Origin of the sequence: Bifidobacterium magnum (assembly GCF_000741255.1) — a bacterium.
Taxonomy (GTDB): domain Bacteria; phylum Actinomycetota; class Actinomycetes; order Actinomycetales; family Bifidobacteriaceae; genus Bifidobacterium; species Bifidobacterium magnum.
In genome coordinates this window covers 80,067-94,284 of record NZ_JGZB01000001.1, presented here as the reverse complement: position 1 = coordinate 94,284, position 14,218 = coordinate 80,067, and the positions used below count along the sequence as shown (strand labels likewise).

The window sequence follows — 14,218 nt, the reverse complement described above, 5'->3', positions numbered from 1 at the left end:
TCACGCGCAAACATGTCGAGATGTCCCTTAATGCACATACATGCTCATTGCTATTATGTTGTCTGTTTTCTGACGGCCGTTATATCCATTGCAAAACAATGGGAAAGGTGAATTATGTCTGCAATTCTCGAGGGCGTTCCCAATAAGAAACTGGCTTTGGTCACGGGACGCGCCTACCCCGAGCAGGCCGAGGACACCGCCAAGTATTTGGGCACCGACGTTCTGGAAACCACCGCATACGACTTTGCCAATGGCGAGATGTATGTCCGCTTTACTGAACCGGTTCGCGGATCAGACATTTTCATTATGCAGGCCCATACCGAGCCTATCAACAAGTGGATCATGGAGCAGTTGATCATGATCGACGCCGCCAAGCGCGCGTCCGCTCGCTCCATTACGGTGGTGGCGCCGTTCTTGGGCTATTCTCGTCAGGATAAGAAGCATCAGGGCCGCGAGCCGATCACCGCCCGCCTGGTGTTCAATCTCTTCCGTACCGCTGGCGCCGACCGTGTCATGACGGTCGATCTGCACGCCGCCCAAGAGCAGGGCTTCTTCAATGGCCCGGTCGACCACTTGACCGCCATGCCCGTGCTGCTCGACTACATGTCCAAGCGCATCGATCCGGAAAACACCACGATTGTTTCCCCGGATGCCGGCCGTATCAAGGTTTCTGAACAGTGGGCCGCCAAGCTTGGAGGTCTGCCGCTCGCGTTCATCCACAAGACGCACGACATCACGCGTCCGAACCATGTGGAAGCGCACGGCATTATCGGCGAGGTCGAGGGCCGCGATTGCGTGGTGATCGACGACATGATCGATACCGCCGGCACGATCACGCAGGCCGTCAAGACGCTCAAGGACCGTGGAGCCAAGTCCGTGACGCTCGTCGCCACGCACGGTTTGCTGTCCGGCCCGGCCGTGGAGCGTTTGCGTGATTCGGGAGCCAAGGAGATCGTGCTTACCGATACCGTTCCGATTCCGGAAGAGAAGCGCCTCGACAATATGACGATCCTTTCGATCGCGCCGCTGCTGGCCGCCGGTATCCGTTCCGTATTCGAGTCGCGTTCCGTGACGACGCTGCTCAACGGTCTTCCGGAGGATATCCGTACGCGCTCGATTTATGCGTGAGTTTGATCGACATATATAAATAAATAGTCGGCATATATATATTATATATATAAATATAAGGAGAGCCGGTCTGGCAATGGGTTCCAGACCGGCTCTTTATTATTCACAAGGTCGGCATCTACGATTCGTCCGATCTATCGATCATCAATCAGACGCAAGATCCGACAAGACTTTCGATCACTTGTCCTCGAAGGCTTCGCGAATCTGCGCGGCGTTGCCGTACGAGGCCTGTGCGCCGTAAGAGGTCGCGGCGTATGCGGACACGTAGGAAGCGAGTTCCGCGGCTTCGCTGAGGGACATGTCGGAGGCGAGACCGGCGAGCACGGTGCCCATGAAGGAGTCGCCGCAGCCCGTGGTATCGACCGCGTGCACGTGCACGGGAGCGATGCGGTGGACCTGCTCGTCGCTCGTGGCGTCAAGCACCACGGAACCGTCGCCGCCCAGCGTCACGATGGCCTGGTCGTAGCCGAATTCCTGCATCTTGGCGAGCGCGAAGTTCCAGTCGAAACCGCTCCAGTCGTCGTTTTCCGGCTCTTCGATCTGCAGCAGCTGGGCCATCTCATGCTCGTTGACGAGCAGGATGTCCGAGTTGTCGACAAGATCCTTCGGCAGCGACGGACGGAACGGGGAGTTGTTGAGCAGTACCTTGACGCCCGCGTCGTGGCACATCTTGGCGGCGGCCGTGACGGTTTCAATCGGGCTTTCGAGGCACAGGCCCAGTACCTTGGAGGCGGTCAGCGCCTTCTTCTCGGATTCCACGTATTCCACGGTCACGTGGGCGTTGGAGCCCGGAGAGTATACAATGGCGTTCTCGCCATTGGCGTCCACGGTAATGACGGTGGTGCCGGAGGGGCCGAGAACCTTGCGCACGTGCGTCGTGTTCACGCCGGCCTCGCCGAGCTTGGCGAGCAGGAAATCGGCGTTGCCGTCGGAACCGACGGCGCCGAACATCTGCACCTTGGCGCCAATACGCGCGGCGGCAGCGGCCTGGTTGCCGGACTTGCCTCCCGGAAGCACCTGCAGCGGACCGCCGTTGACGGTTTCGCCCGGCTTCGGCAGACGTTCGGTGGTGACCGTGTAGTCAGCGTTCATGGAACCAACCACGGACACGGTACCGTAAATGGTATCGAGTGCAGCGAGCGGAGTCTTCGCAGTCATAATTGATCCTTTCGTGCCGTTGCCGGCGGTATGGTGCCGGCGGCGCCGACCCAGAATGCAGCGGTTCGCGCGGGCGAACCGGATAAATAAAGTCTTGATGATCGATTGCGTAAGTGAGCAAACGCCGCGATCGAAACGGGCTTGGTCACGAGAAAAGTATTGTTCCAGCGGCGTTCCGCCGTTACGCAAACCGGCGGAGGGCCGCTGGAACATGGCTATCAGAGATATGTTCTCACTTTGCGGCAGCCACGAGGTTGCCAATGCGAGTCATGAATTCGTCGAGGAAGCGCGGAACGTCAACCTTGACGGCGACCTTCATGGTCTTGACCGGATCGTTGAGGCGGTCCGTGTCGCCGATCGTGCGGCCACGCGTCGGGCCGTCCACGTCGACCTTCATGTTGATGTCGAGGCATTCCACGAGCGTCGGGTCGATGGCCACAGCCACCGCCAGCGGATCGTGCAGACCGCAGCCGTGCAGCGTCGGGGCCGTGGTCTCGTAAGCCTTGATGTAGTAGTCCGTGATGTCGGCGATCTTGCCGGCGGCGTAGGTGTCCTTCTCGCGCCACACAGCGGTGTCCTTGTACGTCAGCAGCGTCTGCAGCGTCACGTCCAGGCCGACCATCGTGGCCGGAATGCCGGAGCGGAACACGAAGTTGGCGGCGTCCGGATCCTGGGAGATGTTGGCCTCGGTCCAAGCGTTCACGTTGCCCGGAACCGTCAGGGCGCCACCCATGAGCACCACTGCGCCGATTTCGTCCACGATTTCCGGAGCCTTCTTGATGGCGGCGGCGAGGTTGGTCTGCGGGCCGGTCGGCACGTAGATGAGGTCCTTGCCGTACTTCTTGACGGATTCGATGATGAAGTCGACAGCCGGCGTCTCTTCCACGGAACGCTCGGAATCTTCGATTTCCACATCGCCGATGCCGTTGTCGCCATGAATGAAGGCGGATACCGGAAGGACTTCGAATTCCTCTTCCGTGAAGCTGGCGTGGGACAGGCCTGCGAACACCGGAACCTCCGGGTGGCCGAGCAGGTCGAGAATGGCCAAAGCGTTGCGCACGCCCTGCTGTACGAGCACGTTACCGTAGGTGCCCGTAATGCCGATCAGGTCGACCTCGGGGCTGCCGAGGGCATAGCAAATGGCGAGCGTATCGTCTACGCCCGTGTCCAAATCAAGAATCATTTTCTTCTTGCTCATAGTGTGCGCCTTTCTCCGTTGTGAGGCTCTCCGTCTCCGTTGACTATTCTCACTACTGTGTGTGAGCTAGCAAGTTGGTAAAACGTTTTACCAGACAATGCTTAATACTAGGTCAGTTGCTATTAATTGTCAAAAAGCGAAACCCGTTCGGCGTTTCGTCACTGAAACCCTCCTCACGTCTCCCCATCATACGCTTATATCGGCATGACGGGGGCGTGATTCACTGTATGGTCACTGCTGAATGTTCTGCAGTTCCAAGTGCGAGGCCTGAACGGCCTTCGCCGCATAGCGCAGTGCGGCCGTCGTGTTGATCACGTCGTCGTTGTAGATCATAAGCAAATCGGCCGTGTTCATCAACGCGTCCGTGGAGCTTTCAGGAGAGCACTCGGGCTTGTCGGGCAAAGAATCGACGCGCGAGATGGCCTCGGCCAAATCGTTGAGCGTATTGGGATCCGCCACGTCGGAAGAAGAATAGGCCGCGCGCTGCTTCGCGTCGGCGAGCGTCTCCTTCATGTCTTGTTCGCTTTCCGTGGCGTTCGCATAATTAGTGGAGCACGTGAGCATGGAAGCCGTATGCAAGTCACGCCGGTAATCGATCACCTTGTACACGGTAAAGAACGCAATGGCCACAACCACGATCGCCGCAATTGCGCCGATAACGATTTTTCGCTCGTTACGGTGCTCTTCCTTCAACAGCGCGGCGTCGTTGTTTTGCGCAGACTCATTCACCTTCTGATCTTCAGATGCGTTGGCCAATGGTGAGGTACCCCTTACAGTCCTTCTCAGCTGTTATTTACCAAAGGAAAAGTATAACTGTTAGGCGGGATCGTGCATAGTATCGGGGGGATATTTATTTGACATTGGTCAAGTGTGTCTTGCAAATCGGACTATTACCGCCCTGCCAGACGTGGCGAGCGCCGCACACCCCCCGTCCCCGGCCCGCGGCAAGCCGCCGCGCATTTCCTTGGAAATTTGCAGTATCCTAGGCACTATATTGGCCTTTGCACAATAGGCATGTGTATCGTGTGAGGCGGCCGGAGAATACTCTTCATACATCACCATTCGAGGGGGCATCGTGCATCGTATAACGCTTAAGGATGTGGCGGCGCAGGCGCAAGTTTCCGTTACTACCGCATCGCTGGTACTCAACGGGCGCCCCGCACGAGTGTCCCGAGACACGCGCGAGCGCATCCTGTCCGCCGCCAAAACGCTCAATTATGTGCCCAACCAGAACGCGCGCAGCCTCGTGACGAAAAAGTCCATGCTTATCGCGCTTATTGTTCCGGACATCGAGAACCTGTTCTTCGCATCGCTCGCACGCCAAATCGAAGCGTCCTGCAAGGCGAACGGCTATTCACTGATCGTGGCGAATTCCAACGATTCACGCGCCAACGAACATGAGCTCATGGTGCGATTGGCGTCCTTGGGTATCGACGGCATGCTGCTGATCGCGGCGCGCGATTCGTATGACCATCTTGAGGACCTGCAGCACGATGTGGAACGCATGGACTGCCCTGTCATGCTCGTCGACCGCCTGTTCGCCGAACAGTGGTGCGACGGTTCGGGGATCGACAATTATTCGGGCGGCCAGTTGGCTGCCGCCTGCCTCGTGGACGCCGGCCACCGTATTATCGGGTGCGTTACGGGCGGCGACCAGCGCGGCAACGCCGCCGACCGTGTGCACGGATTCATGGATTACTTGCGTGATCATGATGTCGCATGCGATCCGAATCTCGAATTCAACGGCCGCTACCGTTTCCGTGGCGGATATGACGCTGCCGACGCGATTATTGACGGCGGCGCTACAGCCGTGTTCTGCTGCAACGATTTGATGGCGGCCGGATTCATGCAACGTTGCGCGGAACGCGGGCTCAAGGTGCCGCAAGACATTTCCGTAATCGGATACGACAATATTTTGGAACGCTACGGATTGTTCCGTGAAATCACGTCCGTCGAGCAGCGCATTGAAGAGCTTGCGGAAAAAAGCTGGGCTCAACTGCATACGCGTATCCAGGAACTGCAGCACGCCGGCAAGAAGCGCGCGGGTTCCGAATCCGCCATTGCCGCTGCCGCCACTGTCGCGGGCGACGCGAATGAAACCGAGGAAGCCGGTTCTGCGGCCGTCACCGTGCACGGCACCGACAAGCCGTGGCTCACGCAAGCGCAGACAATTTTGCTGCAGCCGCATCTCGTGATCCGTTCCACCGTCGGGGAACTGTAACCACATTTCTCTGTAAGTGCAACAACCTCTTCCTTGCCCTTTACAATCCGAGGTAACAGGCAACGAAGGGATTGGCACAATGACACCGCAAGAAGCGAAACAACGCAGTACTTCCATGACCATGGTTCCGACCATGTTCCTCTCGCATTTCGCTCAAGCGTGCGGCAAAGCCAAGGAGCGGTTCGAGAACAACATCGAGTTCCCGTTCGACGAATCGTGGTTCTTCCAGCCGACCGACGTCTATAACCCCTACATGGCGTGGGCAGGTATGGCCATTTGCCTTTCGGGCTACAAGAACGTGCCGTCGAACGACTACCGTTATATTCGCGCCTCGTTCACGAACCTCGGCTGCGAAGACATCGACATCACGAGCTACTACCATCTCAACGACGAGAATCCCATCGGCTTCATGTATAACGTGGACCAGGTGAGCTACGCGTTCGGCCACCGCAAGGTGCGCAACACCGACGGCACCGAACAGGATCTCATGGTCATGATGCTGCGCGGCACGTCGGACACCGTCGAATGGCTGTCCAATTCCGAAGTCGCCGACTCGATCGCCAACGGCGACTACTCGCATGTCCAATACCATGAAGGTTTCCGCAACACCGCGCTCAAGGCGTTCCACGACCTCACGTCTTACACGCAGGCCCACAATCTCGACATGGGCAAGGCGAAGCTGTGGGTAATCGGCCATAGCCGCGGCGCCTCCATCGCCAATGCGATGGCCGCCATCATCGACGAGGACACGACGCTCGGCATGACGCCCGACCGCATGTTCGCCTACACATTCTCGGCCAGCCGCCCCACGCTGCGCACCGACTACAATGCCAAGCAGTTCCGCAACATCTTCAACATCATCAATCCTGAAGACTATATTCCGCGCCTGCCTCCGCACGACTGGGGCATCCGCCGTTTCGGCCGCGACCTGTATCTGCCGACGATCTCCACGCGCTACGCCGACTACACCGCGTATCGCAAGGACTTTTTGCGCATGTTCGCGAAGTGGACGCACATGGATTTCCCGGCTTTCCACGGTAACGCGTACACGAACGCGCTTGAAGCGGAACTGTTCAACATTTGCCCCGACATCGCGCTTATGTACCAGCACAAGCGCTTCTCGCACGCGGGCACATTGACGTTCGCCCAGTATTTCTCGCTGTTTACGGATCTGGCGGCCGTGCAGGGCCACACGCTCGCAGTCGAAGCGGCCAAATTCAGCAAATACGGCGCCGGAACGTTCGAAGACTTCCTCGGCTACTTCATCCACCATCAAATTTTCGGCCACAACGCGCCGGCCGCCCACCAGGAAGAGGGATACCTCATCAAGCTCGCGCTGTGCTGCACGCACAACATCGACATTGAACAGGGCGACATTCCGGACGTCACGCGCGTGACGGCGTACGGACCTGTCAATATCACCGTCAAGAACGCCGCCGGCAATGTCGTCGCACAAATCGAAAAAGGCCGCGTCAACGAGAAGCTGTACGACACGGACGAATTCCTGTCCATGTACGTCAATGAGAAAACCGACGAACGCAGCGTCTGGATCCCGCAGAACAGCGCGTACACCATCGCGCTAACCGCCTATGATCACGGCGAGATCGACATGCGCGAAAGCACGCTCGACGCAATGGGACACACGCTTACGCAAACCTCCTACTCCGCCATTCCGTGCGCCAAGCACGAAACCGTGGACTGGGGCCAGCTCAAGTCCACCTTGCAAGGCCATGAAGCGGGCGCTTGCAACAATCTCAATGTGGACGTCGAAGTGCACGGCGTCGGTAAACTCAAGGACGACGAAGCATTCGTGTCTTCCTACAAAGAAGGCGCGCACACCATGCCGATCCCCGGACCCACGGTCATCTGCGACGCGCGCGGATTCCGCAACGGCACGTACGGAGACCACGCGATCGTGCACGCGCATCATGCCGTCAATGTGAAGTTCCTCGGCTGGTTCGAGCAAGGCGCCGATCCGGACACCGACAAGCCGCTGTATGACAAAGAAACTTACGTATTCCCGCTGCAGGCGGATCGCACGCTTGCGGCATGGTTCAAAAAGAAGTGACCACGCATGATATTCAATTACATCCGCCGGTATGGCAATGATTCGTTCGCCGAGGTGAAGCCGAACGCGATCGATCTGCTCATTTTCTCGGAAATGTCGAATTTCAATTACGACCACGATTATGTGGGCGAGCCGATCGCGCAGGCCATTCAGTCCGCCGTCTTGCCGACGATTACGGATCCGGAAGGCCGCACGATTGTCGCGCTCGACAATAAAGAGGATCTTGAGCTCGCCCAAATGGTCAAGTTGGCGAAGCGGTACAGAAATGTGACGTTCCGCGATTTCCGTGAACATCATGTCGATCATGAGCAGCAGTTCGGTGCGCTTGCCGTGGTTTGTGAAAATGTGCTGTGCGTCGCGTTCCGTGCCACCGATTTGACGGTGACGGGATGGCAGGAGTCGCTCGAACTGTCCATGGACAAGCCGACTGGTTCGCAGACGGACGCGGCGGCGTTCTTGGAGCGCAATTATGCGTCGTGGGACGGTCCGATGGTGATTTGTGGCCATTCCAAGGGCGGCAATTTGGCGGAATATGCGTGCCGCGAGCTGGTGGAGAACCATCCCGAAGCCGCCGACCGCATCCTGTGCATTTGCAGTTTCGACGGCCCTGGATTGGCGCCGCACTATCGCAATACCATGGCGTATGCGCGCATCGCTCCGCTGATCCACACGTTTATCCCGAAGTCGTCGATTGTGGGCAATATTCACGACCATCCGCGCGCGGGACTCGTATATGTGGACAGTTACAAGCCGTTCGTGCAACAGCATTACGTGTACAACTGGAAGACGTCGGGCACGCAGCTTATTCACGCGCGCCAAACATGGATCGGCAAAGTGACAAGCCGCATGCTCAACTGGCTCATTTCCATTACGAACGACGCGGCCAAGAACCGCATTTTCCAGACGCTGTTCGCGCCATACCTCGTGCTCAGGAAGCCGTTGCTGTAGGAGCTGCCATTGTCGCCGACGTCTACGCGCTCTTCTGCAACTTTGGCTTCCTCTTCTGCATTTTGAGACGTGAACCGCGGCGTGTCTGTCTCATTTTGCAGAAGAGGATAAGGATCCGGGGCTTTTGGGCTCGTTTCGCTATCTTCTTCCGCGTTTTGAGACGCGGGCCCCGGCGTGCCCGTCCCGGAACGCGGAAACGCGGCAACAGCCCGCATATACGAGAAGAGCCCTTTCCCCGCAAGGGGAAAGGGCTCTCAACTTGAAGAATGAATGCGGCGGCGTGTTACTCTCCCACACCCTACCGGGTGCAGTACCATCACCGTGCCAGGCCTTAGCTACCGGGTTCGGAAAGGGACCGGGCGTCTCTCCTGGGCCATGGCCGCCGCAAAAACCAGTCGTTGGCGTGGCGGTCCGGGAACCGGCTAATGGACGCGAGCGCACAAGGGAAATGTCCGTGCTATATCCGATCAATGCTGTTTCTTATGTGTTGCCCGCGCAAGCACCAACACCCGAACGTGTCGCATGTGTTTTGCGGTTCGGCCATTAGTACCGGTCAGCTCCACCCCTTGCGGGGCTTCCACATCCGGCCTATCAACCACGTGTTCTACATGGGGCCTCACACCAACCCGAAAGTTGGCCAGGAATCCTTATCTTGGAGCGGGCTTCCCGCTTAGATGCTTTCAGCGGTTATCCCATCCGAACGTAGCCAACCAGCCATGCCGCTGGCGCGACAACTGGCACACCAGAGGTTCGTCCACCCAGGTCCTCTCGTACTATGGGCAGGCCTCCTCAAGATTCCAACGAGCGCAGAGGATAGAGACCAAACTGTCTCACGACGTTCTGAACCCAGCTCGCGTGCCGCTTTAATCGGCGAACAGCCGAACCCTTGGGACCTGCTCCAGCCCCAGGATGCGACGAGCCGACATCGAGGTGCCAAACCATCCCGTCGATATGGACTCTTGGGAATGATCAGCCTGTTATCCCCGGGGTACCTTTTATCCGTTGAGCGATGCCGCGTCCGTACGCCGGCACCGGATCACTATCTCCGACTTTCGTCCCTGCTCGAACCGTCGTTCTCGCAGTCAAGCTCCCTTGTGCGATTACACTCGACACCCGATTGCCAACCGGGCCGAGGGAACCTTTGAGCGCCTCCGTTACTCTTTGGGAGGCAACCGCCCCAGTTAAACTACCCGCCAGGCACTGTCCCTGACAAGGATGACTTGTCGAGGTGAGACGCCAGATGGCCGCAGAGCGGTATTTCACCTTGCGACTCCACACGGGCTGGCGCCCGCGCTTCACAGTCTACCGCCTATCCTACACAACAACCACCTGACACCAATACCAAGGTATAGTAAAGGTCCCGGGGTCTTTTCGTCCTTCTGCGCTTAACGAGCATCTTTACTCGTACTGCAATTTCGCCGAGTTCCTGGTCGAGACAGTGGGGAAGTCGTTACGCCATTCGTGCAGGTCGGAACTTACCCGACAAGGAATTTCGCTACCTTAGGATGGTTATAGTTACCACCGCCGTTTACCGGGGCTTGAATTCACCGCTTCGCCGAAGCTGACGGATCCTCTTAACCTTCCGGCACCGGGCAGGCGTCAGTGCATATACCGCGACTTGCGTCTTCGCATGCACCTGTGTTTTTGGTAAACAGTCGCTACCCCCTGGCTTGTGCCACCCCCCAACAGCTCCGGCCGCAAAGGCCCTCACCGCCGGGGGTCTCCCTTATGCCGAAGGCACGGGAGCAATTTGCCGAGTTCCTTGACCAGGATTCACTCGATCGCTTCGGTATACTCTACCAGACCACCAGTGTCGGTTTCGGGTACGGGCGCCCGCGGACCTCGCGACGAAACTTTTCTCGGCCGCCAGGATCACTTCATATCGCACCAAACGGTGCCCACCATCACGCCTCGCCCGCATGGCCCCTAGATTTGCTCGGGGGCCGGGCCGCACGCTTGGCCACGGAAAACCACCTCCGCGGGAAGCTACCTGACCGCGTCATTCCTCCGCTACCTACACACGGGCCCCAAACGGAACACCCGACAAGCCCGCGCGTCCGAAAACGCGCACGCCATACGGGAGAACCACCGGGACACCGCTATCGGCGGGACGGTCCACAGCCGGTACGGGAATATCAACCCGTTCATCCATTCGACTACGCCTGTCGGCCTCGCCTTAGGACCCGACTCACCCAGGGACGACAAGCGTGGCCCTGGAACCCTTGGTCATTCAGCGCCGGGGATTCCCACCCCGGTCTCGCTACTCATGTCTGCATTCTCACTCGCGCGAAGTCCACCCTCGGGTCACCCCAGGGCTTCACCCCGTCGCGCGACGCTCTTCTACCCAACAGGCACACGCCTGTTGCCGCGTCTTCGGTGGTGTGCTTGAGCCCCGCTACATTGTCGGCGCGGAACCACTAGACCAGTGAGCTGTTACGCACTCTTTCAAGGATGGCTGCTTCTGAGCCAACCTCCTGGCTGTCTATGCGACTCCACATCCTTTCCCACTTAGCACACACTTGGGGACCTTAGACGACGATCTGGGCTGTCTCCCTCTCGACGACGGAGCTTATCCCCCGCCGACTCACTGCCGGACTAACGCCACGGGTATTCGGAGTTTGGTTGCTGTTGGTACCCGATACGGGCCCGCAAGCATCCAGTAGCTCTACCCCCCGGACGCAACATCCGACGCTGCACCTAAATGCATTTCGAAGAGAACCAGCTATCACGGAATTTGATTGGCCTTTCACCCCTAACCCCAGTTCATCCCCCCAGTTTTCAACCTAGGTGGGTGCGGTCCTCCACGCGGTCTTACCCGCGCTTCAACCTGACCAGGGCTAGATCATCCCGCTTCGGGTCTAGGACACACGACTCGACGCGCTTTCGCACTCGCTTTCGCTACGCATCCGCCACAAGGCTTATGCTCGCCACATGCCACTAACTCGCAGACTCATTTTTCGATAGGCACGCCATCACCCCGCAAAGGGGCCCTGACGGTTCGCAAGCGCACGGTTTCAGGAACTGTTTCACTCCCCTCCCGGGGTACTTTTCACCTTTCCCTCACGGTACTCGTCCACTATCGGTCAGACAGCTATACTCAGGCTTACCCAACGGTCTGGGCGGATTCACACGGGATTCCACGAGGCCCGCGCTACTCGGGACAAACCACCACACAGCCACGGCGCTTTCGGCTACGGGACCATCACCCCCTACGGTACGGCATTCAATCCGTTTCACCTCACGCCACGGTTTGTCACTGCGTCCGGAACGAGTCAGCGTTCCGACATGGTTTTCCCACGACACCGCGCGCGCAACCCCTGACCGGTATCACACGCACACGGTTTAGCCATCATCCGCTTTCGCTCGCCACTACTCACGGAGTATCCTTTCCTGCAGGTACTGAGATGTTTCACTTCCCTGCGTACCCCCCGGACAAGTCCGGTGCCGGCCCATACGGCCGGCGGGTTCCCCCATTCGGAAATCCTCGGATCAAAGCCCTGTCGGCGGCTCCCCGAGGCCTATCGCGGCCCCACACGTCCTTCATCGGTACTGTCTGCCAAGGCATCCACCATACGCCACAACACCCGCAAACCACGAATGCTCACAGCGCGCGAACAACCACACAAAAAACAACTAGCAGATCAAATCGATCGATACATCCAAAAAACTCTTTGGAACAATCACAGCACAAACAAAACAAGCCGTACGGCTTGCCTCGCTCGCGTCCACTATCCAGTTCTCAAACCACCACACCACACACGGCGCGCCCGAACCAACCGGCCCGGGGGACACCATGCGGATCCGACCACGTGTCGCGGCCAGGGAACCCAACAGCATGCACCGGCCACAAAAACAGCCTCTTACCCTTTTCCACGCCAGCACCGCGAACCGTCCACCACCATGGACGAGCAATCCGCGGCCCAAAAATCTCCGTAGAAAGGAGGTGATCCAGCCGCACCTTCCGGTACGGCTACCTTGTTACGACTTAGTCCCAATCACGAGCCTCACCTTAGACGGCTCCCCCCACAAAGGATAGGCCACCGGCTTCGGGTGCTGCCCACTTCATGACTTGACGGGCGGTGTGTACAAGGCCCGGGAACGCATTCACCGCGGCGTTGCTGATCCGCGATTACTAGCGACTCCACCTTCACGCAGTCGAGTTGCAGACTGCGATCCGAACTGAGACCGGTTTTCAGGGATCCGCCCCACCTCGCGGTGTCGCATCCCGTTGTACCGGCCATTGTAGCATGCGTGAAGCCCTGGACGTAAGGGGCATGATGATCTGACGTCATCCCCACCTTCCTCCGAGTTAACCCCGGCGGTCCCACGTGAGTTCCCACCATAATGTGCTGGCAACACGCGGCGAGGGTTGCGCTCGTTGCGGGACTTAACCCAACATCTCACGACACGAGCTGACGACGACCATGCACCACCTGTGAACCGGCCCCGAAGGGAAGCCCCATCTCTGGGGCGATCCGGAACATGTCAAGCCCAGGTAAGGTTCTTCGCGTTGCATCGAATTAATCCGCATGCTCCGCCGCTTGTGCGGGCCCCCGTCAATTTCTTTGAGTTTTAGCCTTGCGGCCGTACTCCCCAGGCGGGATGCTTAACGCGTTAGCTCCGACACGGAACCCGGAAAAAGGGCCCCACATCCAGCATCCACCGTTTACGGCGTGGACTACCAGGGTATCTAATCCTGTTCGCTCCCCACGCTTTCGCTCCTCAGCGTCAGTAATGGCCCAGAGAACTGCCTTCGCCATCGGTGTTCTTCCCGATATCTACACATTCCACCGTTACACCGGGAATTCCGTTCTCCCCTACCACACTCAAGCCCGCCCGTATCCAGCGCAAATCCGCCGTTAAGCGGCGGACTTTCACACCAGACGCGACGAACCGCCTACGAGCCCTTTACGCCCAATAAATCCGGATAACGCTTGCACCCTACGTATTACCGCGGCTGCTGGCACGTAGTTAGCCGGTGCTTATTCGAACACTACACTCAACACCCAAAAAGAATGCCTTGCTCGTGAACAAAAGCGGTTTACAACCCGAAGGCCTCCATCCCGCACGCGGCGTCGCTGCATCAGGCTTGCGCCCATTGTGCAATATTCCCCACTGCTGCCTCCCGTAGGAGTCTGGGCCGTATCTCAGTCCCAATGTGGCCGGTCGCCCTCTCAGGCCGGCTACCCGTCGAAGCCTTGGTAAGCCGTTACCTTACCAACAAGCTGATAGGACGCGACCCCATCCCGTGCCGCCAAAGCTTTCCCGACCGGCCATGAGGCCGGGCGGAGCATTGGGCATTACCACCCGTTTCCAGGAGCTATTCCCAAGCACGGGGCAGGTCGGTCACGCATTACTCACCCGTTCGCCACTCTCACCGGCCAAGCAAGCTTGGCCGGATCCCGTTCGACTTGCATGTGTTAAGCACGCCGCCAGCGTTCATCCTGAGCCAGAATCGAACCCTCCACAAAAAACCTTGCGGAAAACCGAACGGCTC

General features: G+C 58.5%; 7 protein-coding genes and 3 rRNA genes. 4 read left to right on the top strand and 6 right to left on the bottom strand.

Annotation, left to right across the window (positions count from 1 at the left end; genetic code table 11):
• Window positions 1–114 precede the first annotated feature (114 nt).
• Window positions 115–1,128, top strand: a complete 1,014-nt coding sequence (locus BMAGN_RS00320; RefSeq protein ID WP_022860429.1) for a ribose-phosphate diphosphokinase — start codon at window positions 115–117, stop codon at window positions 1,126–1,128.
• 177 nt (window positions 1,129–1,305) lie between these two features.
• Here BMAGN_RS00320 and BMAGN_RS00315 read toward each other — a convergent pair whose 3' ends face one another.
• The 3 genes from BMAGN_RS00315 to BMAGN_RS00305 form a co-directional block, all read right to left on the bottom strand.
• On the bottom strand, window positions 1,306–2,286 hold the full coding sequence (locus tag BMAGN_RS00315; RefSeq protein ID WP_022860428.1) for a ribokinase: 981 nt from the start codon (window positions 2,284–2,286) through the stop codon (window positions 1,306–1,308).
• 232 nt (window positions 2,287–2,518) lie between these two features.
• On the bottom strand, window positions 2,519–3,484 hold the full coding sequence (locus tag BMAGN_RS00310) for a nucleoside hydrolase (RefSeq protein WP_022860427.1): 966 nt from the start codon (window positions 3,482–3,484) through the stop codon (window positions 2,519–2,521).
• Between the two features lie 231 nt (window positions 3,485–3,715).
• Window positions 3,716–4,240, bottom strand: a complete 525-nt coding sequence (locus BMAGN_RS00305; protein WP_022860426.1) for a hypothetical protein — start codon at window positions 4,238–4,240, stop codon at window positions 3,716–3,718.
• A gap of 319 nt (window positions 4,241–4,559) precedes the next feature.
• Between BMAGN_RS00305 and BMAGN_RS00300 the strand changes: the two genes are divergently transcribed.
• From BMAGN_RS00300 to BMAGN_RS00290, 3 genes are all read left to right on the top strand, one after another.
• Window positions 4,560–5,705, top strand: a complete 1,146-nt coding sequence (locus tag BMAGN_RS00300; RefSeq protein ID WP_238548723.1) for a LacI family DNA-binding transcriptional regulator — start codon at window positions 4,560–4,562, stop codon at window positions 5,703–5,705.
• Between the two features lie 79 nt (window positions 5,706–5,784).
• A complete protein-coding gene (locus tag BMAGN_RS00295; RefSeq protein ID WP_022860424.1) occupies window positions 5,785–7,773 on the top strand; it encodes a lipase family protein in 1,989 nt (662 codons plus the stop codon).
• 6 nt (window positions 7,774–7,779) lie between these two features.
• Window positions 7,780–8,721, top strand: coding sequence for an Mbeg1-like protein (locus tag BMAGN_RS00290; protein ID WP_022860423.1), 942 nt, complete (start codon window positions 7,780–7,782; stop codon window positions 8,719–8,721).
• A 270-nt stretch (window positions 8,722–8,991) separates the two neighbouring features.
• On the opposite strand, the gene rrf is transcribed toward BMAGN_RS00290, so the two are convergent.
• The 3 genes from rrf to BMAGN_RS00275 form a co-directional block, all read right to left on the bottom strand.
• Window positions 8,992–9,108, bottom strand: a 5S ribosomal RNA gene (gene rrf / locus BMAGN_RS00285).
• Window positions 9,109–9,247: 139 nt separating this feature from the next.
• A 23S ribosomal RNA gene (locus BMAGN_RS00280) occupies window positions 9,248–12,312 on the bottom strand.
• 345 nt (window positions 12,313–12,657) lie between these two features.
• Window positions 12,658–14,192, bottom strand: a 16S ribosomal RNA gene (locus BMAGN_RS00275).
• The 16S, 23S and 5S rRNA genes sit together here, the layout of an rRNA operon.
• Between the last annotated feature and the right edge of the window lie 26 nt (window positions 14,193–14,218).

Excerpts from the sequence above, each read along its gene's own strand:
- BMAGN_RS00310 (WP_022860427.1), bottom strand. The coding sequence starts at position 3,484 with ATGAGCAAGAAGAAAATGATTCTTGATTTGGACACGGGCGTAGACGAT.
- BMAGN_RS00315 (WP_022860428.1), bottom strand. The coding sequence starts at position 2,286 with ATGACTGCGAAGACTCCGCTCGCTGCACTCGATACCATTTACGGTACC.
- BMAGN_RS00320 (WP_022860429.1), top strand. The coding sequence starts at position 115 with ATGTCTGCAATTCTCGAGGGCGTTCCCAATAAGAAACTGGCTTTGGTC.
- BMAGN_RS00295 (WP_022860424.1), top strand. The coding sequence starts at position 5,785 with ATGACACCGCAAGAAGCGAAACAACGCAGTACTTCCATGACCATGGTT.
- BMAGN_RS00290 (WP_022860423.1), top strand. The coding sequence starts at position 7,780 with ATGATATTCAATTACATCCGCCGGTATGGCAATGATTCGTTCGCCGAG.